The sequence below is a fragment of the Kribbella sp. VKM Ac-2571 genome (assembly GCF_004362255.1).
In the GTDB taxonomy this organism is placed as follows: Bacteria; Actinomycetota; Actinomycetes; order Propionibacteriales; family Kribbellaceae; genus Kribbella; species Kribbella pratensis.
Window position 1 is genome coordinate 180,399 of the sequence record NZ_SNWS01000004.1, and the last position, 24,864, is coordinate 205,262.

Annotated in this window: 25 protein-coding genes and 1 riboswitch; of the genes, 10 read left to right on the forward strand and 15 right to left on the reverse strand. The window is 69.0% G+C overall.

Going from position 1 to position 24,864, the window contains the following annotated elements:
* Nucleotides 1-20 precede the first annotated feature (20 nt).
* The 6 genes from EV651_RS11275 to EV651_RS11300 all read left to right on the forward strand — a co-directional run bounded on the left by EV651_RS11275 (nucleotide 21) and on the right by EV651_RS11300 (nucleotide 5,870).
* Entirely contained in the window at nucleotides 21-968 is a 948-nt protein-coding gene (locus EV651_RS11275; RefSeq protein ID WP_238156810.1) for a DNA-3-methyladenine glycosylase, read from the forward strand.
* Between the two features lie 22 nt (nucleotides 969-990).
* The gene (locus EV651_RS11280; RefSeq protein WP_133784906.1) at nucleotides 991-2,217 is read left to right on the forward strand and encodes a sodium:proton antiporter; all 1,227 of its coding nucleotides are present in this window, start codon (nucleotides 991-993) and stop codon (nucleotides 2,215-2,217) included.
* A gap of 65 nt (nucleotides 2,218-2,282) precedes the next feature.
* A riboswitch (SAM riboswitch) is annotated at nucleotides 2,283-2,426 on the forward strand.
* Between the two features lie 13 nt (nucleotides 2,427-2,439).
* Nucleotides 2,440-3,702, forward strand: coding sequence for a threonine synthase (gene thrC, locus EV651_RS11285; protein ID WP_133784908.1), 1,263 nt, complete (start codon nucleotides 2,440-2,442; stop codon nucleotides 3,700-3,702).
* Nucleotides 3,699-3,974, forward strand: a complete 276-nt coding sequence (locus EV651_RS11290; RefSeq protein WP_130383007.1) for a ubiquitin-like small modifier protein 1 — start codon at nucleotides 3,699-3,701, stop codon at nucleotides 3,972-3,974. The genes thrC and EV651_RS11290 overlap by 4 nt, the downstream gene beginning before the upstream one ends.
* Nucleotides 3,975-3,987: 13 nt before the next feature.
* Nucleotides 3,988-5,004, forward strand: a complete 1,017-nt coding sequence (locus tag EV651_RS11295) for a zinc-dependent alcohol dehydrogenase family protein (RefSeq protein ID WP_133784910.1) — start codon at nucleotides 3,988-3,990, stop codon at nucleotides 5,002-5,004.
* Between the two features lie 71 nt (nucleotides 5,005-5,075).
* Complete coding sequence (locus EV651_RS11300) at nucleotides 5,076-5,870, forward strand: prolyl oligopeptidase family serine peptidase (protein WP_166658581.1); 795 nt, start codon at nucleotides 5,076-5,078, stop codon at nucleotides 5,868-5,870.
* Nucleotides 5,871-5,900: 30 nt separating this feature from the next.
* Here the strand turns inward: EV651_RS11300 and EV651_RS11305 are convergent, their stop codons facing one another.
* The 3 genes from EV651_RS11305 to EV651_RS11315 all read right to left on the reverse strand — a co-directional run bounded on the left by EV651_RS11305 (nucleotide 5,901) and on the right by EV651_RS11315 (nucleotide 9,446).
* Nucleotides 5,901-7,124 carry a hypothetical protein gene (locus EV651_RS11305; RefSeq protein WP_133784914.1) on the reverse strand — a complete coding sequence of 408 codons (1,224 nt, stop codon included), beginning with the start codon at nucleotides 7,122-7,124 and terminating at the stop codon, nucleotides 5,901-5,903.
* Between the two features lie 224 nt (nucleotides 7,125-7,348).
* Nucleotides 7,349-8,299 (reverse strand): dihydrodipicolinate synthase family protein, encoded by a 951-nt coding sequence (locus EV651_RS11310; protein WP_133784916.1) that lies wholly within the window; start codon nucleotides 8,297-8,299, stop codon nucleotides 7,349-7,351.
* A gap of 19 nt (nucleotides 8,300-8,318) precedes the next feature.
* Entirely contained in the window at nucleotides 8,319-9,446 is a 1,128-nt protein-coding gene (locus EV651_RS11315; protein WP_133784918.1) for a mandelate racemase/muconate lactonizing enzyme family protein, read from the reverse strand.
* Nucleotides 9,447-9,541: 95 nt separating this feature from the next.
* Between EV651_RS11315 and EV651_RS11320 the strand changes: the two genes are divergently transcribed.
* Nucleotides 9,542-10,507 (forward strand): LLM class flavin-dependent oxidoreductase, encoded by a 966-nt coding sequence (locus EV651_RS11320; protein WP_133784920.1) that lies wholly within the window; start codon nucleotides 9,542-9,544, stop codon nucleotides 10,505-10,507.
* A gap of 24 nt (nucleotides 10,508-10,531) precedes the next feature.
* Here EV651_RS11320 and EV651_RS11325 read toward each other — a convergent pair whose 3' ends face one another.
* Entirely contained in the window at nucleotides 10,532-11,119 is a 588-nt protein-coding gene (locus EV651_RS11325) for a TetR/AcrR family transcriptional regulator (protein WP_133784922.1), read from the reverse strand.
* A gap of 110 nt (nucleotides 11,120-11,229) precedes the next feature.
* Here EV651_RS11325 and EV651_RS11330 point away from each other — a divergent pair, with 110 nt between their 5' ends.
* Together EV651_RS11330 and EV651_RS11335 are read left to right on the forward strand one after the other, a co-directional pair.
* On the forward strand, nucleotides 11,230-12,147 hold the full coding sequence (locus tag EV651_RS11330; protein WP_133784924.1) for a hypothetical protein: 918 nt from the start codon (nucleotides 11,230-11,232) through the stop codon (nucleotides 12,145-12,147).
* A gap of 112 nt (nucleotides 12,148-12,259) precedes the next feature.
* Nucleotides 12,260-12,682, forward strand: coding sequence for an SDR family NAD(P)-dependent oxidoreductase (locus EV651_RS11335; RefSeq protein WP_202870281.1), 423 nt, complete (start codon nucleotides 12,260-12,262; stop codon nucleotides 12,680-12,682).
* Here EV651_RS11335 and EV651_RS11340 read toward each other — a convergent pair.
* The 8 genes from EV651_RS11340 to EV651_RS11375 form a co-directional block, all read right to left on the reverse strand.
* A complete protein-coding gene (locus tag EV651_RS11340; protein ID WP_133784926.1) occupies nucleotides 12,679-13,551 on the reverse strand; it encodes a carbohydrate ABC transporter permease in 873 nt (290 codons plus the stop codon). The genes EV651_RS11335 and EV651_RS11340 overlap by 4 nt on opposite strands.
* The gene (locus tag EV651_RS11345; RefSeq protein WP_238156812.1) at nucleotides 13,552-14,391 is read right to left on the reverse strand and encodes a carbohydrate ABC transporter permease; all 840 of its coding nucleotides are present in this window, start codon (nucleotides 14,389-14,391) and stop codon (nucleotides 13,552-13,554) included. It abuts the gene before it with no gap.
* A gap of 80 nt (nucleotides 14,392-14,471) precedes the next feature.
* On the reverse strand, nucleotides 14,472-15,737 hold the full coding sequence (locus EV651_RS11350; RefSeq protein WP_133784928.1) for an extracellular solute-binding protein: 1,266 nt from the start codon (nucleotides 15,735-15,737) through the stop codon (nucleotides 14,472-14,474).
* Between the two features lie 90 nt (nucleotides 15,738-15,827).
* Entirely contained in the window at nucleotides 15,828-17,843 is a 2,016-nt protein-coding gene (locus EV651_RS11355) for a hypothetical protein (protein WP_133784930.1), read from the reverse strand.
* Between the two features lie 140 nt (nucleotides 17,844-17,983).
* Complete coding sequence (locus EV651_RS11360; RefSeq protein ID WP_133784932.1) at nucleotides 17,984-18,544, reverse strand: hypothetical protein; 561 nt, start codon at nucleotides 18,542-18,544, stop codon at nucleotides 17,984-17,986.
* Nucleotides 18,541-19,692: an L-histidine N(alpha)-methyltransferase gene (locus tag EV651_RS11365; RefSeq protein ID WP_133784934.1), complete on the reverse strand. Its 1,152-nt coding sequence runs from the start codon at nucleotides 19,690-19,692 to the stop codon at nucleotides 18,541-18,543. Before EV651_RS11365 ends, EV651_RS11360 begins: the two co-directional genes overlap by 4 nt.
* A gap of 57 nt (nucleotides 19,693-19,749) precedes the next feature.
* Entirely contained in the window at nucleotides 19,750-19,950 is a 201-nt protein-coding gene (locus tag EV651_RS11370) for a cold-shock protein (RefSeq protein WP_133784936.1), read from the reverse strand.
* Between the two features lie 64 nt (nucleotides 19,951-20,014).
* Nucleotides 20,015-21,397: an MFS transporter gene (locus EV651_RS11375; protein ID WP_166658582.1), complete on the reverse strand. Its 1,383-nt coding sequence runs from the start codon at nucleotides 21,395-21,397 to the stop codon at nucleotides 20,015-20,017.
* Nucleotides 21,398-21,450: 53 nt separating this feature from the next.
* Between EV651_RS11375 and EV651_RS11380 the strand changes: the two genes are divergently transcribed.
* Nucleotides 21,451-22,056 carry a CGNR zinc finger domain-containing protein gene (locus EV651_RS11380; RefSeq protein ID WP_133784940.1) on the forward strand — a complete coding sequence of 202 codons (606 nt, stop codon included), beginning with the start codon at nucleotides 21,451-21,453 and terminating at the stop codon, nucleotides 22,054-22,056.
* On the opposite strand, the gene EV651_RS11385 is transcribed toward EV651_RS11380, so the two are convergent.
* From EV651_RS11385 to EV651_RS11395, 3 genes are all read right to left on the reverse strand, one after another.
* Complete coding sequence (locus EV651_RS11385; RefSeq protein WP_133784942.1) at nucleotides 22,017-23,162, reverse strand: Cmx/CmrA family chloramphenicol efflux MFS transporter; 1,146 nt, start codon at nucleotides 23,160-23,162, stop codon at nucleotides 22,017-22,019. The genes EV651_RS11380 and EV651_RS11385 overlap by 40 nt on opposite strands.
* 159 nt (nucleotides 23,163-23,321) lie before the next feature.
* Nucleotides 23,322-23,510, reverse strand: coding sequence for a hypothetical protein (locus tag EV651_RS11390; RefSeq protein ID WP_133784944.1), 189 nt, complete (start codon nucleotides 23,508-23,510; stop codon nucleotides 23,322-23,324).
* Nucleotides 23,507-24,796, reverse strand: coding sequence for a PspC domain-containing protein (locus tag EV651_RS11395; RefSeq protein WP_133784946.1), 1,290 nt, complete (start codon nucleotides 24,794-24,796; stop codon nucleotides 23,507-23,509). The genes EV651_RS11390 and EV651_RS11395 overlap by 4 nt, the downstream gene beginning before the upstream one ends.
* Between the last annotated feature and the right edge of the window lie 68 nt (nucleotides 24,797-24,864).

Here is a 24,864-nt window from a genome sequence, read left to right on the forward strand (position 1 = left end):
GCGTGGGTAAGACTTGGCGAGTGAGTTCGGTGGTGCGGGTTTGGCGTCCTGGGCGGGTGGTGGACCCGCATTCGGTGATCGGGGGGTTGCGTAAGGGGCCTGGGGATCCGGCGTACGTGTTCGACGCGGCGCGGCGGACGGTGTGGCGGGCGACGCGGACTCCGGACGGGGCGGTGTTGTTGCGGTTGACGCCGTACGCCGGGTTTGTCGAGGCGGAGGCTTGGGGGCCGGGGTCGGAGTGGGCGCTCGACGGGGTGCCGGAGTTGCTGGGGGAGCGGGACAGCTGGGACGGGTTCGAGCCGCTGCCGGAGCATCGGGCGCTGGTGGACGCGGCGCGGCGGTTCCCGGATGTGCGTGTGCCGCGGACGCGGGCGGTGTTCGAGGCGATGGCGGCGGCCGGGATCGAGCAGGTGGTGACCGGCAAGGAGGCGTTCCGGGCGTGGCGGTTGCTGCTGCGTGAGTACGGCGAGCCTGCGCCGGGGCCGACCCCTCCGGACGGACGGGAGATGATGGTGCCGCCGGCGCCCGAGGAGTGGCGGCAGATCCCGTCGTGGCAGTGGCTGCGGGCGGGTGTCGAGGGCCGGCGGTCGCGGGTTGTCATCACAGCGGCGACGCGGGCGAAGGCGCTGGAGCGGACGCTCGACCTGAGCGACTCCGACGAGATCGAGCGGCGGCTGCGGTCACTGCCCGGGGTCGGGGTGTGGACGGCGGCCGAGGTACGGCAGCGGGCTCACGGGGACGCCGATGCGTTCTCGTTCGCGGACTACCACGTATCGCGGAACGTGTCGTACGCGCTGATCGGCGAGGAACTCGACGACGACGGCTGCGCCGAGCTGATCGAGCCGTACCGCGGCCACCGCTTCCGCGTCCAGCGCCTCCTCGAGCTCGCCGGCATCGGCCACCCGCGCTACGGCCCCCGCAAGGCGCTGCCCACTCACACCCCGGGAGCAACGCATCGCTTGAGGTGACACTGGGCACCGGATCGGCACAATGACGATCGACGGGGACGGCCTGTACCTGGTGGCGGGCCTGGCGTTGCTCCTCGGCGCCGTTCTTCCACGCCTCTTACGCCGGTACGCCGTATCCGCGCCGATCGCGTTCGTCGGCGCCGGGATGCTGCTCGGGCTGGCCGTGGATCGCACCCACCTGAGCCCGATCGCCGAGCCCACGCTGACCAAGCATCTGGCGGCGCTGACCGTGATCGTCGCGCTGATGGGCGTCGGCCTGGCGATCGACCGGCCGATCAATCTCTTCACCTGGACGGTGACGTGGCGGTTGCTGTTCGTCGCGATGCCGGCGGGGATCGCCGCACTGACCGGAGTCGGATGGTTGCTCGGGCTGGCTCCGGCTACCGCGCTCCTCGTAGCAGCGGTCCTGGCGCCGACAGACCCGGTGCTCGCGTCCGACGTACAGGTGGACGGGCCGACGACCGGTGAGGACGCCGAGCTCGACGAGGACGACGAGGTGCGGTTCGCGCTCACGTCCGAGGCGGGGCTGAACGACGGGCTCGCGGCGCCCTTCGTCTACCTGGCGGTGTTCATTGCGACCAAGAGCCTCTCGCCGTGGCAGTGGATCGCCTGGGACGTGGTCGGGAAGGCCGTGATCGGTGTCGCCATCGGGGTCGGTGCCGGCTGGTTGCTCGGGCGGATGACCTTCTCGGCCCCCTCTCGGAGCTTGCGGCTGTCCGAGTCGCGGGAGCCGGTGCTCGCGCTGGCCATGACGCTCGGCGTCTACGGACTCACGCAGGTGCTGCACGGCTACGGGTTCATCGCGGCGTTCGTCGCGGCACTCACTCTGCGGTCGGTGGAGAGCAAGCACGAGTTCCACGGGGAGCTGCACGACTTCATCGGCGAGCTCGAGCACATCCTCACGTGGGGAGTCCTGCTCCTGCTCGGTGCCGCGGTCACGGCGGGGCTCCTGGAGCCGCTCACGTCCACCGGCGCGGCGGTCGGCGTACTGCTGGTTGTGGTGGTTCGTCCGCTGCTCGGGTGGCTGTCGCTCGCGCGATCGGAGTTGCGCCGGTCCGAGCGCTGGGCGATCTCGGCGTTCGGCGTCCGGGGTGTGTCGTCGGTCTACTACCTCGCCGCGACCGGAGCGCAGTTCCGGGACGAGCTGCCGTGGCTGTGGGCGACACTGGGGTTCACGATGATCCTGAGCGTGGTCGTGCACGGGATCGCGGCGACGCCGGTGATGCGCTTCCTGGAGCGCCGCAGCTGAGATCACGTGTCTCAGATGGTGGGATCACAAGACACAATATGGACCCGATTGGGTAATCTCGGGGGAGCTCATCCAGAGGGACTGAGGGAAACGGCCCGTTGAAGTCCCGGCAACCCTCCCCGTCGAGCCCCCGCCCGGGGCGTCTCGCGGTGGAACGGTGCCAAATCCGTCCCGCCGCCGAGATCCGGTGTTCGCGGGGAAGATGAGAGGGGAACCTCACTCATGAGCCTGACCGCCGCCACCCACACGATCCGTGAAGGTGCCTTCGGCAACGGTACGCACCTGAGCTGTCGCGCCTGTGGGGCGAAGTCGCCGCTCGGCCCGTTCTACGCATGTATGGAGTGCTTCGGTCCGCTCGAGGTCGGCTACGAGTACCCGACGATCACCCGTGAGCAGATCGAGGCCGGACCCAAGAACATCTGGCGGTACCAGCCGCTGCTGCCCGTCCCCGTGGACGTGGCCAGCTTCCCGAACACCGAGCCCGGCTACACCCGGCTCGTCGACGCGCAGAACCTGGCCCGCGAGCTCGGGCTCAGGAAGCTCTGGGTGAAGGACGACTCCGGCAACCCGACCCACTCCTTCAAGGACCGGGTGGTTGCATCAGCGTTGAGCGCCACCCGCGAGCTCGGCATGAAGGTCTTCGCCTGCCCCTCCACCGGCAACCTGGCCAACGCGGTCGCTGCGGCCGCGGCCCGGGCCGGCATCCGCTCGGTCGTGTTCATCCCGCACGACCTCGAGCGCCCGAAGGTGATCACCACCGCCGTGTACGGCGGGACGCTGGTCGCCGTCGAGGGCAACTACGACGACGTGAACAAGCTGGCCTCCGAGATCGCCGGTGAGGAGGAAGGCTGGGCGTTCGTGAACGTGAACGTCCGCCCGTACTACTCCGAAGGCTCCAAGACCCTCGCCTTCGAGATCGCCGAGCAGCTCGGCTGGCGGATCCCGCAGCAGGTCGTGATCCCGGTCGCGTCCGGTTCGCAGCTGACCAAGATCGACAAGGGCTTCACCGAGCTCGGCAAGCTCGGCCTCGTCGACGCTACTGACTACAAGATCTACGGCGCCCAGGCGACCGGCTGCTCGCCCGTCGCGCAGGCGTTCCGCGACGGCCACGACGTGGTCAAGCCGGTGAAGCCGGACACGATCGCGAAGTCGCTGGCGATCGGCAACCCGGCCGACGGGCCCTATGTCCTGGACGTCGCCCGCCGTACCGGTGGCGCGATCGAGGACGTCAGCGACGACGAGGTCGTCGAGGGCATCCAGTTGCTGGCCCGGACCGAGGGCATCTTCGCCGAGACCGCGGGCGGGGTGACCGTCGCGACGCTGAAGAAGCTGATCGCGACCGGGCAGCTCGACCCCGAGGCCGAGACCGTCATCATCAACTCCGGCGACGGGCTGAAGACGCTCGACGCCGTGGCCGACCGGGTCGGCCCCAAGGTGACCATCCCCGCGTCGTACGACGCCTTCGTGAAGGCAGGCCTGCAGTGAGTGTGAGCGTTCGCGTCCCGACCATCCTGCGGCCCTACACCCAGGGCGTGTCCGAGGTGTCCGCGGAGGGCGCGACCCTAACCGAGGTGCTCGACTCGCTCGACGCGTCGTACCCGGGGATCAAGGGCCGCGTGCTGGACGACTCGGGCGAGCTCCGCCGGTTCGTGAACGTGTACGTCGACGACGACGACGTACGCTTCGCCGACGGCCTCCAGACCACGATCAAGGACGGCGGCCAGGTCTCCATCATCCCAGCGGTCGCAGGCGGCTGATGAAGCCGCTCTGATGCGTGCGGTTGTCATCTCGGAGTACGGCGTACTGCCTGAGATTCGTGAGGTTGCGGAGCCTGAGGTTGCGGACGGCTCGGTGGTTTTGAAGGTTGAGGCTACCGGGCTGTGTCGTAGTGACTGGCATGGGTGGATGGGGCATGACTCCGACATCGTGCTGCCGCATGTGCCGGGGCATGAGCTTGCCGGGACGATCGCCGCGGTCGGGGCGGGTGTGAGCGGGTGGGCGGTCGGGGATCGGGTCACGACGCCGTTCATCTGCGCGTGCGGTGCGTGCGAGCAGTGCCTCGAGGGCAACCAGCAGGTGTGCCCCAACCAGCTGCAGCCTGGGTTCAACTACTGGGGTTCGTTCGCCGAGTACGTCGCTGTGCCGTACGCCGCTGTGAACCTGGTGCGACTGCCCGACGACATGGATTTCGCGACCGCCGCGGGCCTGGGCTGCCGATTTGCCACGTCGTTCCGCGCCGTCCACCAGGTAGGACAGGTCGTCGCGGGTGAACGCGTGGCCGTCTTCGGGTGTGGTGGCGTCGGCCTGTCCGCGGTCATGATCGCGTCGGCTCTCGGCGCCGAGGTCATCGCCATCGACACCAACCCCGACGCGCTGCAGTTGGCCCGCGAGTACGGCGCCGTACACACAATCCACGCGTCTGCAGACACCGTTGCGCAGATCCATGACCTGGGCGGTGCTCATGTCACGATCGATGCGCTCGGCTCCAACGACGTCGTTCAGCAAGCCCTGCAAGCTCTCCGTCCACGAGGTCGTCACGTCCAGATCGGCCTCCTGCCCCAGGGCGTGCAGCTGGAGGTCGGCCGCCTGATCGGCCAGGAACTCGCCTGGCTCGGCAGCCACGGCATGCCCGCCCACGCCTACCCCGAGTTGCTCGACCTAGTTGCCACCGGCAACCTCAACCCTCAGCAACTCGTCACCCGCACCATCACCCTCGACCAAACCCCCGCCGCCCTGGCAGCCCTCACCAACGGCACCCCCGCCGGCGTCACGATCATCACTCCCTAGCCGGTCGCTCTGGACCTCGTCATCGCCCGGGTACGACGATCGGATCCCCGGCCGAGGAGGCGATGGACCTGATGTCTGCTGCGCGATCCGAGCTCACCCACCTCGCAGATGTCCGCTACGCCCGCCCGGACGGCCTCGACCTCTGCCTCGACGTACTAGGTCCGGCACCGCTGCCCACCACCCCGCTCCCGACCGTCGTACGGATCGACGGATGCCCAGGCTGGGGACCTGGTGATCGCTCGTCCGCACTGCTGCCGTTCGCGAACCCCGCGCTGGTCCGAGCAGGCTTCCTGACCGTTGCCATCTCCGTCCGTCACAGCGGGCAGGCGATCTTCCCCGCGCAACTGCACGACGTACAGGCCGCCCTGGACTGGCTGCACCGCAATCCGCTCGGCCTCCCGATCGATCCTGATCGCATCGGCATCTGGGGACAGTCCGCCGGGGGCCACCTTGCAGCGCTCGCCGGCCTCACGTCTCGCCGTACGGCGGTTGCGAACGTCCATGCGGTGGTGACGATCAGCGGTCCGAGCGATCTCCTCCGTCCCGGCGGCGCCCTGCGGATCGACCGCCCTTCGCCGGTCACCGCGTTGGTCGGCGGCGACGTGTCCACGCATCGCGAACAGTTGCGCGCGGCAAGTCCGATCGCGCATGTCAGCGCCGGCGCACCGCCGTTCCTGATCGTCCACGGGACTGCCGACGAGACGGTTCCGTACGAGCAGGCCGAGCGACTCCATTACGCGCTGCTCGCAGTCGGCGCGCCGTCGCGTCTGTTGGCGATCGATGGCGGGCGTCATGACCTTCGCGGTGATTGGTACGCCGTGGCGAATGAAGCCGCGCGCTTCTTTGCGGAACATTTTCGGCAGTAGGTGCAAACTTCTTTCCGCAAAGCCCGGCCGCTACAGGCGGATGAGATAGACGGTGGGTGGGCGGCCGGTTCGGCCGTGTTGTTGGGTGCCGGTGGGGGCGGCCAGGCCGGCTCGTTCCAGGCGTTTCAGGACTCGGCGGGCGGTGCGGAGCTGGACGGCCAGGTGGTCAGCTACGTCTTGGGTGGTGAGGCCGTTGGGGAGGGTGGCGGTGAGTTCGCGCATCCGGGCGAGGGTCTGGGTGTTGAGGCCAACCCGGCGGGCCAGCAGGGGGAGACTTTCGGTGCCGCGGGCGCCGGACGGCTGGTCGCCGGAGGGCTCGATGACGATCTCGACGTCGTCGGACATCGAGACGACACCGGCGACGGAGCCGATCGAGGCGGCGCGGCCCACGGCGCGACGGGCGAGCGCCTCGGCTTCAGCCGCCGTACGGCCGACGCCGAAACCGACGTACGCCGTGCTGTGCCGGGCTGCCAGGTGGTCGAGCAGGGGCATCCGGGAGAACTGTTCGGTCGCCTGCTCCAGGAGCCCGCGGGTGGTGACGACGAGATGCCGGCCGTCGGGGAGGGCGGCGAGGCTGCCGCCGAGCGTGATCAGGTCCGCGGCGAGCGCGTCGTCCGGTTCGGGCAGGTCGATGACGCCGAGCGCGACCTGGGCGTCGCCGACGTGCTGGCCGGTCGTGGTGAGGATCAGGGCCTGCAGCGTGGAGCGGATCGAGTACCGCGACGGCGCGAGCCGGACCGACGGCATCTCGTTCTCGATCAGGTGGAACGCCGAACCCAGGCAGCTGATCGCGACCTTCGTGTCGTGCTTCTCGCGGGCCGTGCGGTGGAACGCGACGATGTCGTCCGAGGTCAGGCCCGGCCGGTACGGCAGCACCTGGATCTGGTCGGTCGGCAGCTTCGCCTCGATCAGCGTCTCCAGCACCTCCGACCGCCGCAGCGTGTCGATGGAGAACTGGGTGACGTTGTGCCCGAGGCGCAGGAGCTCCACGAGGGCGCGCAGCAGGGTCGCCCCGTCGTACGAGACGTACATCGCCGGCCGGTCGATCACCCCGGCCTCGGTGGCGATCGTGTACGGGACGACGCCGGTGAACAGGAAGGCGTCGACGTCCGAGTGCGAGTGCTCGACGAGTTCGACGGCCTCGGTCTCGTGCCGGTACGCCAGCGGCACGAGCACGGTCCCGCTCGGGGCGCCGACCACCGTCACCCGCTGGACCAGGTCCTCGGGCCCGACCACGCCGACCGCAAGTGCCATCAGTCAACCCCGCCGACAGCTGAGCAGATCCTCACGCAGTCCTCCGACGACTTCTGGTCTGGCCCTCAAGTCGCAGAATAGCGCAGCGGGCTCCGAGATCTTGACGTTCCGGGCTTGCTCTCCTAGTTTCGGTCAAGACCACAATTACCGCCACCCCTGAGGCGGTTCCAGGGAGCGTCGGTGTGGTGGAGCGAAGGAGGGAGCGCGCCACCTCACTGCCCCACTTAGCGGTGCAGTTCCTCCAGGCAGCGGACGACCAGCTCGCGCTCGCCCGGCGGCAGATCCGGCCCGTACGGATCGTGTGCGGCCGTCGCCGAGATCAGGCCTTCCCACTCGGCGGCCCAGAGCATCCGCTGTACGTAGCCCTCGATCGGCGCGTAGAACGTCGCTGCCGCGAACCGGTCCAGCCGTTCCGACGCGGTCAGGAACTCCGAGTGCTCGCCGGCCGTCCAGGCCCGCAGTACGGCGGCCGACAACTCGACCTGCGCCGACGCGATCCCGACGAGTGCCGTGTCCGCGCCCCACATGAACGACGGCCCGTACATCCGGTCCTCGCCGGTGATGAGCAGCTTCCCGCTGTCGCGCCCGGCCCAGATCGCGTCCTGGCACCCGATCGCGTGGTCCAGCGTCGCCGTTTTCACGCCGAGCATCGCGTCCAGCGAGAGCAAGTCGCGGATCAATGAGGGTGAGTACGGGTACCCGCCGGCCTCGCCGTGCAGGTAGAAGCCGACCAGCGGCAGCCCGCTCTCGGTCGCGACCCGCTCGTGCAACGCGACCGCCTGCGCGTGCCCGTCCGGCAGTTCGCCTAGCGCTGCTAGCGGATAGACCATGACCGCATCGGCCCCACCGGCCGCGGCGGCCCGCGCCATCTCCACGGTCGCGTCCGCCGCCTGCTCCAACGTTTGCGCAGCCGAGGACCTCGGTACGCCGACACCCGCGACGATCGGTACGTCGGTGGCGGACCGCCACGTCTCGAGCACCTTCACGCGATCGCCCGGGGACAGGTAGAGCCCGCGCCCGGTGTGCGCCCACACCGCGACGCCGCCGACAGCGTGCTTCGTGAGCGAGACGGCGTACGCGGACAAAGCGTCGTACGCGACGACGCCGTCGGAGTCCATCGGGGTGACGACCGCGGGGAGCAGCGTGCCGCGGAGCCGTTCGACGAGTGGATGCATGATGACCTCTCAGACCCTGTTAAACGTCGTGCCCGAGACCGGGGCGCTTCGGTACGTCGATCCAGCCGTCGCAGTCGGCGAACACGGTCGGCGCCAGCGGGTCCTCGTCGACCATCAACGGCCCCACCAGGTCCGCCGCGACGGTCGCTCCGGGTACGGCGGCGGCCAGGTGTACGGCGGCCAGCGTCGCGACACCCAGCTCTGGCATCGACCCTACCTTCACCGCCAGCCCCGCGGCCTCGGCCACGGCAGCGATCTGCAGCGCGCGATGGAGCCCGCCGACCTTGAGGATCTTGATGTTCAGTACGTCGGCCGCACCGCGCCGCGCGATCTCCAGAGCGTCGTGCAGCGAGTGCATGCTCTCGTCGACCATCACGCGGACGTCGAGGCGGTCCCGAAGCCGTACGAGCCCGGTCAGGTCCCAGCGCGGAAGGGGCTGCTCGAGGAGGGTGAGGCCCGCCGCGCTCATCTTGGTGAGGTACGGGAGGGCCGTGGTTGCGTCGTACCCCTCGTTGGCGTCCAGGCACAGCTCCGCGTCGGCGGGGATCGCGGCGCGGACGGCCCGGATCAGTTCGAGGTCCTTCGCCGGGTCGTGACCGCCCTTGACCTTCAGGTGCATGAACCCGCGGTCGGCGTACTCCGCGGCCTCGGCGGCCATCTCGTCCAGGGTGCCGAGGCCGACCACCCACGTGGTCTGCACCCGGTCGCGGACGCTGCCGCCGAGCAGGGCGTGGACCGGCCAGCCGCTGATCCGTCCGGCGAGGTCGAACAGGGCGATGTCGAGGCCGGCCTTGGCGACCTGCTGGCCGCGCAGTACGCCGTCCATCGTGACGTGGGCGCCCGCGCGGTCGAGCGGGTCGCGGCCGATCAGGGCCGGCGCGAGGTGCTCCTCGATCGCCGCCTGGACACCGGCCAGCGTCTCGCCGGTGTACGCCGTCATCGGCGAGGTCTCGCCGATCCCGACGTCGCCGTCGGCGGTGTGCACCTCGACGACCAGGCTGATCAGCTCGTTGCTCACCCCGCTGCTGATCTGGAACGGCCGGCGGTACGGCGCGCTCACCACGCGGGTCTTGATCGCACTGATCGCGGCTCCGGAAGGCTCCGATCCCCCACCCGGCAACCCGGCCGGTTCTGCTGCAAGACTCATAACCGGCTCCTAGGGTCGCAATCTGGGCGGAAAGCATTTACGGTCAAGACCGTAAATACCCTGAGCGCTCCCTGTCAACGGAAGGTGGCACCCCGATGCGGCTGGGTCTCTATCTGAACCTCTACGGCACCCCGGACGAGCGGCCCCAACTGGCCGACGCCGTCGAGCAGGCGCGGCTGGCCGAGCAGGCCGGATTCGAGTGGGTCGTGCTGGGTGAGCGGCACCTGCACCGGCCCGGGTACCACGAGATCCTGACGTCGATGACCTGGCTGGCCGCACATACGTCCCGGATCGGGATCGCGACCGCCGGGATCGTGGCCCCGCTGTACGACCCCGTCGTACTCGCCGAGACGCTCGCGCACATCGACGTACTGTCGGGTGGGCGGCTGACCGCGGGGTTCGTGCTCGGGTACCGGCCGGAGGAGTTCGCGCTGTACGGCGTGACGCAGGCGGAGCGGGTCGCACGGTTCGAGGAAGGGCTGGAGATCCTCACCCGGTTGTGGACGTCCGACGACGTCACGTACGACGGCAAGTTCACGTCCATCCAGGAGGCGTACCTGTCGCCCCGACCGGTGCAGACGCCGCGGCCGCGGTTGTGGAACGGCGGACGGGTGTCGGCAGTGCTGGAGCGTACGGCGCGGATGTGTGACGGGTGGACGACGTCGTTCAACGAACTCGACACGGACCTGCCGGCGAAGATCGCCGAGTACTTGTCCTACCCCCAAGGCGCCGGATCGCTGGGCCAGGAGGTCATCCTCTGCCGTGAGGGCTACTGCGCCCCCACGACCCAGGACGCGCGGCAGGCCCTTGAGGAGCCGCTACGCGACCTGTACGACGCCTACACCGGCTGGAAGCGTACGTCGACGGACGCAGCCCGCTACACCCAAGGCTGGGACGAGATCGCCGACCGCAGCGTCATCGGCTCCCCGGCCCAATGCGCCGACCGCCTCGCCCACTACGAGTCCATGGGCGCCGACGGCATCATCCTCCGCATCCAACCCCCCAACATGCCCCAATCCGAAGCCCTGAAGGCCATCGAAGCCTTCGGCGATCTCTCGTGATCGGTTCTTGAACTGGACGCCTGATCACCCCGCTTTGTCGTCCAGCAGGGCGATGGCGCGGGATGCGGCGGCGATGGGTTCGTCCAGCCACTCCGGGATCGGCCCGCCGATGAGGCTGCGGACCATTCCGTACGGCGTGTCACGGCAAGCCAGGGCCACGAGCTCACGACCGCGCTGGGTGACGCGTCCGTACCGCCTGCGGGTGAGTGCCGCGATGTGGTCGGCGACCGGATCGTTGAGCCCCTCGAGCTCTGCCGCGAGGTCCGCGGGCGGGTCCGCCATCAGGACCGAGTAGCGGAACAGCGTCAGCGTCCGCGCCTCGGCCGGATGTTCGCGGCAGAACCGGGGGATCTGCAGGCCGGTAGCGACGATCGCGTCCACCGGGTCGCCGGTGACGAGGTGCGCGAAGGTGCTGTGGAACTGCCGGACGCAGCGCATCCAGGCCGAGACGAAAAGCGAGTGCCTGGAAGGGAAGCGGTGGTAGATCGACCCCGACGGCGCCTTCAGCACCGCCGTCACATCGGCGACGGTAGCCGAGTGCCCCCGCTCGTGGACCGCCTGGACGGTGGCGTCGAGGATCTCGTCCCGCGAGTACAGCGCACGCTTCGCCACTCGGCCACCCTAGTCGGCACCCCGGGCCGGGATTTGACCCAGGTCTACCAGCTCTCCCATATTAGACATCGTTCTCTAGATGAGCATCTCTACTGAGTGGAGTCGTCGTGATGTCCCCCCTGCGCCTGCTGTTGCGGCGGGTAGCCCTCCTGGTCGCCTGCCTGGCCCCGGTGCCGTATGTGGTCCTGAAGCTGCTGTGGCTGAGCGGCTCGACGCTCGGTACGACGAGCGACGCCGGAGTCAGCGAGATGCACGAGACGAGGTTCGTCGTCGGCAACGCGATCACCGTTCTGCTGATGCTCGTGGCCGTCGCCTTCGCGATCGCCCTGACCCGGTCGTGGGCTCGGAGCGTGCCTGCCTGGCTCGTGTTCGTCCTCGGCGCGGGGGCCACCGGTTTGCTGGCGCCGATCCTGCTCGGGCTGCCACTCGGCGTGGTGATCCAGCTCGTCGCCAACGGAGCTGTGAAGCCGGCCGACGACACCGGTCTGGCGCCGTGGGTGTTCGGCACCGTCTACACCGGGTTCGGCCTGCTCGGCATCGCGATCGCCGTCCTGCTGGCGGAGTACGTCGTGGCGCGGTGGGACGATCTCATCAGCGCGCCACCGCAGCCGCCGTCGACTGTGCTGACTGTCGCCGGTGCTGTCGGTCTGCTGCCGTTCGGCGCGGCCAACCTGTACTGGGGCATCTTCGGCCCGGGCTCCAGTGGTCCTCAGGGCATGGACCTCCCGGCGCAGCGGACGGTCCTGGTCGTCACAGGGATTCTGTGTCTGGCCGCCTTCGTCCAGCCGTTCTCGTTCAAGCGCACACGACGCCCTCGGATCGCCTGGCTGGTGACCTGGAGCGGGTGCTGCGTAGCGGCGTTCCAGGGACCCACGCAGGTCCTGCTCGCCGAAGGTGGCGACGTCCAGCCGATGATCGCCGTCCTCGCGCTGCTCGGCACTCCCGGCAGTTGCCTCTACGGCCTCGGCGTACTGCGTCGGCGCACCAACGCGACGCTCGCAGCTGCCCCGTCTGCACAGCGCGGATGAGCGCGCAGCGACGCCAGCGGTCCGTGGCGTAGATCACCGCTCGTGGCTGTCACGGGCATGGGGCGGGCGGCATCTCGTGATCGAAACCGCCAACCACAGAAGGAAGACAGCAATGAGCAAGGTCTGGTTCATCACGGGTTCGAGTCGCGGTCTGGGGCGCGAGTTCGTGGAGGCCGCGCTGTCGCGCGGGGACAAGGTCGCCGCGACGGCCCGCAGCGCCGCGAGCCTCGACGATTTCGTCACCAAGTACGGCGACGCCGTGCTCCCACTCGCGCTGGACGTCACCGACAAGGCTGCCGTCTTCGCGTCCGTCAACCGCGCCAAGGAACACTTCGGCCGCCTCGACGTCATCGTCAACAACGCCGGCTACGCACAGATCGGCGCCGTCGAGGAACTGTCCGAGCAGCAGTTGCGCGACCAGATGGAGACCAACTTCTTCGGGGCGTTCTGGGTCGTGCAGGCCGCGCTCCCGCACCTGCGTGCGCAGGGCTCCGACACTCAGGAGATCTCCCGTCGGGCGCAGGGCGATTTCTAGGCTTTGAGGCCGGACATGGCGATGCTGTCGGTTAGGTAGCGCTGGAGGAGGCCGAAGACCAGGAGGCTGGGGACTACCGTGATGGTGGCGCCGGCCATGAGTTGGTTGATGGGGACGGCTTGGCCTTGGAGGGTGGCCAGGCCGACGGTGAGGGTCTGCATCTTGCCGGACTGGCCGATGACGAGCGGCCACAGGAAGTCGTTCCAGTGCCAGAGGAAGACGAAGATCCCTAGCGTCGCCAGCACCGGGCGGACCAGGGGCAGGACGATCATCGTGAAGATCCGCCACTCGGGCGCACCGTCGATCTCGGCGGCCTCGAACAGCTCGTCGGGGAGTTGCATGATGAACTGGCGCATCAGGAACACCGCCTGCGAGTTCGCCAGCGTCGGCACGATCAGGCCCCAGTAGCTGTCCACCCAGTCCAGCTTCGCGACCAGGATGTACGACGGGATCAGCGTCGCCTGGAACGGGACCATCAGGGTGGCGAGGAACGCCCAGAACATGATCTCCCGGCCGGGGAACTTCTTCTTCGCGAACGCGTATCCGGCCATCGACGCGAACAGCAGCACGCACGCCACGGACACCAGCGAGTAGAGCAGCGAGTTCACCGTCCACCGCGGGATGTCCGAGCTGGACAGCACCTTCGAGAAGTTCTCCAGCGTGAAGTTCGCCGGGTTCAGCGCGTCCGGGAACGTCCGCCCGCTCGGCGGCGCGAAGGCGACCAGCACCATCGCCGCGAACGGCACGACGGTCACGATCGCCGTCAGCGCCAGCAAGGTCGGCAACGTCAGCCGGCCCGCCGTACGCCGTCCTGCCGCCGGTGCCTCCACTACCGGCCGGACCGGCGGGCGGTCGAGTATCTGAGCCATCTAGTCGTCCCTCCCGACGAGCCGGCGCTGTACGAGCGAGACGATCAGCACGATCAGGAACAGCACCAGACCGATCGCGCTGGCGTAACCGAAGTCGAAGTACTTGAAACCGCTGTCGTACAGGAAGTACACGAGCGAGTAGCTGGACCGCACCGGTCCGCCGCCGGTCATCACGTACATCGCGTCGAAGACCTGGAACGCCCCGATGGTCTCGATCACCAGCACGAAGAACAGCACCGGCCGCAGCTGCGGCAGTGTCACGTACCGGAACCGCTGCCAGGTGCTCGCCCCGTCGATCATCGCCGCCTCGAGGTACGACTTCGGCACCGCCTGCAGACCCGCGAGCAGGATCAGCATCGAGTACCCGAAGCCCTTCCACGCCGACGTGACCGCGATCGACGGCAGCACGGTGCCTGACTGACTGAGGAAGTCGATCGGACCGATGCTCACCAGTCCGAGTACGGCGTTCAGCAGCCCGTCCTGGGCGTCGTAGATCCACTTCCAGATCACCGCGGCCAGCACGATGCTGGTCACGTACGGCAGGAAGAACACGCCGCGGAAGAAACCGCGTTTCCACACCACCTGGTGGAGCAGTACGGCGGTTCCGAGCGACAGCAGGACCGTCAGCGGGACGAAGATCACCGTGTAGGTGATCGTCACCAGCAGCGCCTCGTGGAACACCTTGTCCGACAACAGCCGGGTGTAGTTGTCGAGCGCGATGAAGTCCCACTTGCCGCTGATCCGGTAGTCGGTCAGCGAGAGGAAGAAGGCCCCGATCGCGGGCAGGAACCGGAACAGCAGGAACAGCACCAGCATGGGGGCGACGAACAGCAGACCCACCCAGGGTCTGCGCCGCGGCCCACCTCGACGACGGCCGGCCGCGGGTCCCGCCCGACCCGCGACCGTGTCGGTTGTGTCGGTCAACGCTGCCTCGAGAGCAGGTCGTTGGCCTGCTTGGCGGCGTCGTCCAGCGCCTGTTGCGGCTGCTTCTTGCCGGTCAGCACGGCCTGGATCTCGGTGCTCAGGAACGACATGATCTGCCGCGCCGCCGGGTTCGGCTCACCCGGTACGGCGTATTGCAGCGCGTCGTGGAACTTCGCCGCCATCGGGTCGGTCGACTCGGACTTGGCATCGTTGCGCGGCGAGTAGAACCCGGACGCCTTGCTGAGCGCGTCCAGTTGCGCCGGCTGCATCATGAACGACAGGAACTTCTTGGCCCCGTCGGTGTTCTCGGAGGCCGCGTTCACGACCAGACCGCCCGGCAGGCCGAAGCCGACCTGCTTCTTGCCGGTCAGCGGCGTACCGATCTCGACGTTCGCCGCGCCCCACGTCTTCGCCACCGTGGCGGCGTCGGCCGGCACGCTGGTCATCGCCATCGCGACCTGACCCTTGCCGAACGGCGAGTCGGCGACCACGTTGCCCGCGGTGAGCGCGGTCTTCGGGATCGCGCCCTGGTCCCACAGCGACTTCAGGAAGGTCAGCGCCTCCAGGCCGGGGGCCTGGTTGAAGGTGACGCTCTTGCCGTCGTCGGCGAACACTTTCCCGCCGGCCTGCCACAGCAGCGGGTAGAAGTTCAGGTTCAGCGTCGCCTCCGGCGAGGCCGAGTAGTCCAGCGTGGAGAACCCGGCGGCCTTGAGCTTCGGCGCGGCCGCCTTGATCTCGTCCCAGGTCTCCGGCGGCTTGCTGATCCCGGCCTTGGCCAGGACGGTCTTGTTGTACATCGTCGTCGTGACCGTGTGGTAGATCGGGGCGCCGTACACCTTGCCCTCGACGCTCAGGCCGGGGATCGCGGCCGGCAGGAACTTGTCCTTCTCCGGGGTGACCACGTCGTCGACCGGCTCCAGCGAGCCGCTCTTCACGTACTGCGGGATCTGGTCCGGGATCATCAGCAGGACGTCCGGACCCTTCCCGCCGGAGAACGCGGCCGCGACCTTCTCCTCCCGGCCCTTCCACGGCTGGTTCTCCAGTTTCAGGTCGATGCCGGAGTTGGCCGCCTCGAAGTCGGTCTCGACCTTCTTCCAGTAGGCGTCGCTGGCCGCCTGGTCGGCGATCACCGGGTACATCCAGAGCGTGACGCTCTTCTTCGAGTCCGAGGAGCCAGAGTCACCTCCGCCGCACGAACTGAGCGCGGCAGCGAGAACGAGTGCCGTGAGTGGTGCCGCGATGCGGCGGACGGTGGAAATCATCGCACCCCCAGGGTGTCCGGAAGTCAGGGCCGGAAAGTGTGGAACCGAATAACGGTCAGGACCGAAAGTAGCTGGGGTGAATTTCGGCTGTCAACGGCTGATATCAATCCGGAACAGCTCGGAGCCGCTCGTCATCAGCAGTTGGTGATCTCCGCGGACGCCGAGCCGCCGGTGGGCGTGCGCGACGAACAGCGTCGGGACGGCCTTCGCCCCCGGCGCGATCCGGTAGATCTTGTTCAGGTCGATGCTCACGTAAACGGCCTCCGGCGTGGCGACGATGTCGCCGCTGGAGGTCGTCGTCCCGAGCGTGAAGGACTTCTTCAGCTTGCCGCTGTCCGGTGCCAGGGCGAACACGGTCTTCCCGGCCACGCCCCACAGCAGGCCGTCCGGCCCGATCGTGACCGAGGACACCGTCGCGGCCTTCGGCACCGGCACGGTCTCCCAGAGTTTCTTCTTGCCGGCCACGTCCCACGCGAACACTGTGCCCGCTTCCCGGGTCGGCGGCGTGGTGGCCAGGCCGCCGGCGATCGACGTACCGCCGTACACGATGCCGTCGCGGGAGGTGAGGCCGAAGACGCACTCGTCCTGGACGACGTTGCGGTACTTCTCCGCGGTGTTCGTCACCGGGTCGTAGATGACCAGGGCGCCGCCGAGCCGGTCGCCGTCGGGGACGGTGCCGACCGCGATCTTGCCGTTCACCTCGGTCAGTGCGCGGGCGCGGGTCTGCAGGAGATCGGGCTTCAGGTTGAGCAGCTGCTTGGGGTTGTCCGGCGTACCAGGCGGTCCGGGGGAGTACTCCGGGCTGCTCCAGGGTTTCGTGGTGTCGTAGGAGTAGAGGCGGGCCTCCGGATAGGCGCCGATCCAGACGGTGCCGTCCGAGCCCTCCATCAGGGCCTCGACCTGGGAGAACCGGTTGAACTTCGCTTCACCCGTGGTCGGGTTGACCACGGACACGCCGCCGTTCAGGAAGCCGCCGGCGTAGATGTTGTTCTTGCCGCCCGCGACGGACAGGATCTCGATCGGCTCCCGCCGGACCTTGGTGGTGAAGATCTCGGACTTGCCGGTCTGCGGGTTGTACCGGAACTCCTCGCCGCGCCACAGGGTGCCGACGACGCTGGTGCCCGGGTAGTCGGGGAGGTTCAGGTCGGCGTACCCGATGGAGCGGGCGTTCTGGATCCGGCCCGTGAACATCAGGCCGGTGCCGGTCAGGGTCTTGGTGGCCGGGTCGTACTTCTTCAGTTCGCTGCTCTGGATCAGGTACAGCGAGCCGTCCGCGCCGATCGGGGAGATGTCCAGGCCGTGCGCGTTCGGGATCTCGTCGACCCAGGTCCGCGAGGCGATGTCCCAGACGTACAGCGGGCCGGGGAACGCCGTGCTGATCCGCACGTAGACGCGGCCGCCGCGGGCGTTCAGGTCGTAGACGACCTTGTCGGACGGGTCGCCGAGCCCGGGTGGCGACGGGAGTTCGGTGATCGCTCCGCTGGTGGCGTCCACCTCCATGATGTGCGCGTCGGGCATCGTGCCGGCGTACACCTTGCCGCCCGCGTAGTCGATGCTCTTGACGTACGTCTGACCCGCGAGGACGGTGCCGTAGTCGCGGATCGCGCCGGTCTTGTCGTCGTACCGGAACACCTTGCCGTTCGGGTACGTGCCGCCGTACACGTTGCCCTGCTCGTCGGTGGTGATCCGCCAGATGATGGACTCGGACGCGATCGGCCGGCCGAGGTCCTCCACGCTGCCGCCCGGCCGCAGCCGGTACAGGTGGCCGTTGTTGTAGGTGCCGACGTAGATCGTGCCGTCCGGCGTCGCGGCGACCGCGTAGCTGCCGTCCGCGCCGGGCAGCGCGGCGGAGAGCAGGCTGTCGCCGCTGGCCGGGTCGATGGCGTTCAGGTACGCAGGACTTCCGGTGGACACGTTCCAGATCGCGGTCCTGCCGTTCGGGCCGGGCGCGACGGTGCCGCCGATGAGCAGTACGTCGGACAGCGGCGTACCGAGTGAGGTGACCGTGCCGACCGGTGGTCGGTGACCGGCCTGCGCCGGAGCGGTCAGGGTTGTGCCGAGCAGAGCGACGATGGCCAGTGCGAGAAGGGAGCGGACTGATCGCATGCGAATTGCCTCCGGGGTGCCGTATTTACGGTCCTGTCCGAAAGTGAAGCTCTCGCGGCGTGGCGAAGTCAACGGCTCGGCACAATTTGCAGCTACTGACAGGAACGGGCCCGGTTACGGCCTCGGCCGTTAAAGCTGCGTCATAGTTGGGGCAGCGCGTCGAGCAGCTTCTGCAGCTTCTCGCGAGTGCGCGCGAAGTAGCTGTTCTCGCGGTGCAGCGCACGGTGGAACGCGGCCAGCTCGGCCGCGGAGATGGTGTTCGAGAACGTGCTGATCTCGGTCAGGTCGAGCCGCCGGTTGAACAGGTGCACGGTGTCCCGCCAGCGGTGCATCAGGCCGACGAGCTCGGCGTCGCGGTGCAGGCCGAGCGCGCCGGACACCAGCGCGAGATCGACCGCGGACACCACCAGCCGCGGGTACACCTGCCGGGTGGTCGGGGCGTCGGGCGAGAACCGCTCGTCGTTCAGCAGCCTGGTGTTCTCGTGCAGCTCGTTCGCGACGGCTCGCAGGACCTCGGTACGGCGTTCCGCCTCGGCCGTCAGCCGCTCGACGAAGATGCCGGTCAGTCCGGCGACCAGGGTGAGTGAGTTGACCGCCGGCTCCCAGCGCGAGCCCTGCGGCCAGAAGAACCACAGGACGCCGAGCACGAAGGCCAGTGCGAGCAGACCGTACGTCACCGCACTGACGACGGTCCGCGTCATGTGGACCAGATGTCGTCGGCGAGGCTGCGTGCCGTCTCGCCGGCCCCTTCCGGCGCGAGCAGCAGCAGTTCCAGGCCGAACGGGTTCGGGCGGCGGGCGTAGCGGAACTGGGACTGGATCGCCTCGACCGGCGTCAGCTGACAGGCCTCGGTGAGCCGCTTCAGCCGGGTCGTGGAGTACTTGCGGGTCGTGTAGAGCCGGATCGTGTCGCCGATCGGCAGCACCGCCTCGGTGTGGTCCGGCAGCTCCATCCGGATCTCTTCGCCGGTGTCGTTCTGCCAGAAGATCTTCACCAGCAGCGCGTCCTCGTCCTCGACCTCGCCGACGAACTTGACCTGGTCGTTGTTGATCTTGAGGTCGGTGTTGTACCGCAGGGTGCTGGTGACGAACTCCGCGAACGCGCGGGTCTGGTGGTACTCGTCCGCGGCCGCGTCGGCGGACTCCTGGTCGAGTCGCGTCGTACTGGCCACCTCGAGCAGCAGCCGGTCCTGCGGCCGCAGCACCCGGGTGAGCGTCTCGAGCAGTTCCTCGTCGCTCTCGAAGTTGGCCAGTGTGTTGCCGGTCAGGGCGAACAGGATCGGCTCGTCGTCGACCAGCCGGGCCAGCATCTGCCCGAGCTCCTCCATGTTGTCGGCGATCGAGAAGTCGAGCTGCACCGGGAGTATCTGGGAGACCGGGAAGCGGGCGCCGCGGACCGGCTCCAGGGTGCCCATCCGGAGCATCTCCGAGCTCATGTCGACCGGGATGTAGTACATGTCGGGGTTGTGCCGGCGCATGTCGCTGAGGATCGTGCGGTCCTTGACGCCGGTGCCGACACCGAGGCTGACCAGGTGGAAGCCGCCGTTCTCGACGTGCGGGCGGAGCTTGCGCCAGTGGCGCAGGAACGACTCCGCGCCGGCCTTCATGACAAGGTAGAACGGGTCGTTGGTGGCGTTCGCCCAGGCGATCGTCGGGCCGATTCCCCAGTAGGAGAAGCCCGAGGTGATCTGCTTGCCGTCACCGGAGGTCGAGAACGGTCCGCGCAGATCGCCGGTCAGGGTCGCGAGCTTGTCCGTCTGGTCCTCGCCGACCAGCACCAGCGACCACGCGAAGTCGTCGTCGGCCAGCGCATGCTCGAGCTTCCGGATCACGGGTACCGGCTCTGTCACGTCTCACCCCTCACACGATGAGACGTCAGGTTACCGGTTACCGCCCGCTACTGCCGGTCAAACCGGGGTGACGGAGTCGGCCTCACGGCCCTTGGGCCCGTCGACGATCTCGAACTCGACGTGCTGGCCGTCCTCGAGCGTCTTGTACCCGTCGGAGACGATCTTGCTCCAGTGCACGAACACGTCGTCCTGCCCGTCGACGGCCAGAAAACCGTAGCCCTTGTCGGCGTTGAACCATTTCACGGTGCCGCGCACCATCGATACTCCTTGACCACGGGATCCGCTGCACCCGGACCCCTCCGCTACTTCGCGGTCCACAAGCCTAGCCCAGGCTGTCGGCCGAACGGCGCACTGTCCGCGGCACCGTGAACGCGGCGGCGAGTCCGGTGAGGGCGACCGAGATACCGAGCCCGAAGGCCATCCGGTACCCGGTCATGGGCGCTGCGGACGCGATCACCGGCCCGGACAGCGCGAGTCCGAGCGAGGCCCCGAGCTGAGCAGACGAGTTGAGGACGCCGGCGGCGACACCACGGTCGGTTTCGCGCACGTACGCCGTACCCGCGGTGGTGGATGCGACGGACGCGACGCCGAGGCTCACGCCCATGACTCCGAAGCCGCTGATCAGCAGAGTCAGCGGCAGGCCCTCCGCGGGTAGGTGGAGCAGTACGGCGACGCCCACAGCAACACCGGTGAATCCGGTCAACAGCGCGCGCCGTACGCCGAGCGCGCGGACCGCGGGCGGACCGAGCATTGATCCACCGATTACTGCGATGTTGAAGACCGGGAAGATGAGCCCGGCCAGTGCCGGCGGCAGGCGCAATGTGTCCTGCACATACAGCGCGGCGGTCAGCATCGCCGGGCTCGTCGAGGCGGTCAACGCGGCGGCGGTGAGGTTGCCGCCGAGGACGCCGTGGGTTCGCAGCAGCGAGGGCGGGAGCAAGGGCTGCTGCGACCTTCGCTCGATGCGCGTGAACCCGATCAGCAGCAGGGCAGCTGTTGTCAGCGCCGCCCAACCGGGCCACGCGGAGGCATCCCGCGCGATCTCCGACAGGCCGACGGCCGTCAGTGCGATGCCGGCCGTGACGCAGCAGGCGCCCGGGAGATCGAGGGTGGCGACGTGAGTCCGGCTCCCGCGGCCGGGGAGGCTGCGGACGCTCCAGAGCAGCGCGACGAAGCCGATCGGCACGTTGACGGCGAACACCCAGCGCCAGCCTGCGACCTGCGTGATCAGGCCGCCGAGGAACCAGCCGCTCGCCCCACCCCCCGCGCCCGCTGCCGTCCACCATCCCAGAGCACGCCGCGTCGCTTCCGGGGGCAGGGCGTCCGACAACGCGGCCAGCGCCGCGGGAGACAGGAGTGCCGCGCCGGCGCCCTGGGCGACGCGGGCGCCGATCAGAACCGCCGGGGACCAGGCGAGCGCGCAGACGAGCGAGGCGGCAGAGAACACGACGAGCCCGATCCGGAAGATTCGCCGGGCACCGCCGAGGTCGGCGGTCCGGCCACCGAGCACGAGCAGCCCGGCCAGCACGATCGTGTACGCCATGAACACCCAGGGGAGCGTGGCCGCGGCGAAACCCAGGTCCGCACCGATCGCCGGCAGTGCGGTGGTGACGATGGTCGCGTCCAGCACCACGACGAACTGGGCCACGCAGACGACTGCCCAGCCGGCGGAACGGGTCGAGATGTTTCCGGTCAAACCGTTCATGCTGGAAACAGTGCCCGGCTCCATCTGGCGGCAAACTGGTAAAATGCGTTTTGATGGAAACAGTTGAGCTCCCACCAGGTATCCGCGAGCTGCCCGTGGTCGCGGGTGATCTCGCGCTGGACTTCGCCAACACGGTCGACGATCCCGCCGGTCCGTTGCGGCACGACCACATCGCGGACTACCGCTCGCTGCTGCACTGGTCGCTGCGAATGGGCCTGCTGACCGCGGCCGACGCGGACCGCCTGCTGCTCCGTACCGCGCCGCGCCGAGCGGCGGTCGTAATGCGCCGGGCCCATCAGTTGCGGGATGTGATCAACCTGGCGGCGGGCTCGATCGCCGACGGCCGCGAGCTGGAGGGATGGACCGAGCTGCGCCCCTTCGTCCGTGCGGCGGTCGACCACGCCGACCTGGTGGACCGCCGCCCGGTCTGGCCGAAGGAGGAGCTGGAGGCGCCGCTGTGGCCGGTGGCACTCGCCGCCTACGAGCTGCTCACCGGCCCTCGCGCGACCCGCATCAAACGCTGCGCGGGCTGCCCCTGGTTGTTCTTGGACCAGTCGAAGAACAACAGCCGCCGCTGGTGCTCGATGGAGATCTGCGGCGTCAACCAGAAGATGCGCCGCTACGTCACGCGGCGTGCTGCTCGCCGCGTCCAGCCCTGAGCCGCACAACCGAGGCAGAGCGCCGCACCCACCAACCCCGCGCTGACCCAGAGCGGGCCGTGGAAGGTGCCGGATCGGATCGCGAGGCCGCCCAGCAGCGGTCCGGCGGCGGCGCCGACGTTCAGGGCGGCGGTGGCCAGTCCGCCGGTCAGGACGGGCGACTCGGTGCCGGCGTACAGGGCGTACGAGATCAGCGTCGAGCCGACCGCGAAGGACAGCGCGCCCTGGACAGGGACCAGGGCGACGGCCGGTACGACGTACGCCGTGGTGAGGGCGAACGCGCACCACCCGAGCAGCAAGATGCCGCCGGCAACGAGTACGAGCCGGTCGTCGCGACGGTCGGCGTACCGACCGGCGACGGTGACGCCCGCGAACGAGCCGAGGCCGAAGAGCGCGAGCATCACCGGCACCCATCCCGCCCCGAGGCCGGTGACGTCTGTGAGTATCGGCGAGAGGTAGGTGAACGAGCAGAACGTCGCGCCGTTCACGAGGGCGCCGAGGAGCAGCAGTACGGCGAGCCGCGCTGTCACGCTGAACCGCCCGACGGTCGCCGGGCCGGTCGCACGGTTCGGGACCGAGCGCAGGACCCCGAGTAACGCCGGCAGTGAGATGATCGCGACCGCCCAGAACGCGGACCGCCAGCCGAGGTAGCGGCCGAGCACAGCACCCGCCGGTACGCCGACGATGCACGCGAGCGTCGTACCGCCGAGAAGGACGGACGTCGCGCGGCCCTTCGCGTCCGGGCTGACGAGTGCGGCGGCCGTGGCGAGTGCGAGGGCGAGGAAGCCTGCGTTGGCGAGGGCCGCGAGGACCCGGGTGACCAGCAGAACCGTGAAGTCGCTGGTCAGCGCGCCGACCACGTGGACCGCGAGGAACACGGTCAACGTCACGAGCAACGTCCGGCGGCGCGGCCAGCGGGCGCCGAGTACGGCGACGGCCGGGGCGCCGACGATCATCCCGAGCGCGAACCCGGAGGTCAGCCAGCCGGTGGTGGGGATCGAGACACCCAGGTCCCGGGCGATGTCCGGGCCGAGCCCGGAGAGCATGAATTCAGAGGTCGCCTGGGCGAAAACGGCCAGGCCAAGGAGGTACAGCACGAAAGGCATGGAAATGCTCCGCAACCATGAGAAGACGGGTATGAGTCGTCTCCGGCGGTCCCGGCGCAAGCGCACGGAACGGCCGGTGGCTACGCTCTGTCCGCCTCCGGGCTGCTCACAACGTGGAGCTTAGAAAACCGGCGTACCCACCGTCCACCCAGTTAGGCCCTAGGCGCGGCGGGAGGCGGCGAGGCCGAGGAGGCCTGCGGTGACCAGGAGGAGGGCGCTGGTCACGCCGAGGTCGTCGGTCTGCAGTACGCCGTTGTCGGTCAGCATCCAGATCGTGGCGGCGCCGGTCAGGACCGTGCCGGCCACCACGCCGGGCACGTCCGGCCTGGTCTTCCGCTGCTGGGTCATCCTCGCTCCACTTTGATACTGCCCAGCCTGAGGTCCAGGTCCAGGGTGACCTGCTGGCCGGGCTTGCCGTCCATGCCGAGGTCGTTCAGCTTCAGTTCGGCATTATGGCCGTCCTGGTGCTGGTTGAGGAAGGCAACGTCTCCCATCTCGGTCGACACCGTGCCCTGCACGTCCACGTCCTGCGGGAGCCGCACGACCACCTCGCCGAGGCCGCCGTGGACCTGGACCTTGGCGCCCGGGCCGAACTTCGCCTGGGTCAGGTCGAGGTGCACCGACCCGGCGTCGAACTCGTAGCTCGTCCCGGTCGCGGTGATGGTCTGGGTGGACGGCGCGACGTAGTTGGTGTCCGCGAAGTTGCGCGGCACCCCGGGGAACACCGTGCTCGCGATGGCGCCGACGGCCAGCAGGATGCCGAGCGGCAGCAGGGCCAGCGTGCGCCCGACGAACCCGCCGAGCAGCATGCCGCCGCCGAGTGTCGCCAGGCCGATGATCAGCATGGTCGCCGTCGGCGCGCCCGCCAGCGCGGCGATGCCGATCGCGAGACCGGTCAGCACGACGATGATCGACTTGATCCCGCGCACGCCCTTGGCAGGCGGTCCGGCGGGGGTGCTCGCGACCGGCTGGGCGGTGCCGGCGGGCTCGTCGACGTACAGGCCGAGGGGGTCGTCCTCGGTCCACACAGGCTGGACCGGTTCGACGGTGCGGTCCTGGGGTCGCTGCGTGGCCGAGGACGACGGACCCGCCGGGGGAGCTGACGGGTCGGTCCGAGGAGGCGTGTACGCCGTGGTCGGCTGCGGACCGGCGTACGCCGAAGTAGTCGGCGGCACCGTGTCCTGCGGGCGCCGGCCCTGATTGTTGTTGCCCTTGCGCTGCTTCGCGAGCAGCCAGATGACACCCACCACGATCAGCGGGCCCGGGACGAAGCGGCCGAAGTTGAACGACGACATCATCGCGATCGCGATGAACACGCACCCGCCGATCACCACCGGCCAGAACCACGGGTGGTCGGTCCGGAGCCGGTCGCCGAGCACGCCCTGCGCTGCGGAGCGGTCGCTGCCCTCGTCGGGCATCAGGACCCAGGCGGCGATGTAGAAGATCACGCCCGGACCGCTGATGATCAGCACGGCCATCACCACGCGGACCAGCACCGGGTCGATGTTCAGCGAGCGGCCGATGCCGCCGCAGACACCCGCGACCCAGCGGTCCGACCTGCTGCGCCGCCAGCTCTGAGGGTTCTGCAGGCGGTTGCGGTCGAACCCGGCGGGTCCACTCTGGTTCTGCTCCATGCCATCGATACTGGCGCGAACTCACCCCGGATCACATCGGGGATGCCCCCTGAGGACCCCGGAGTCGC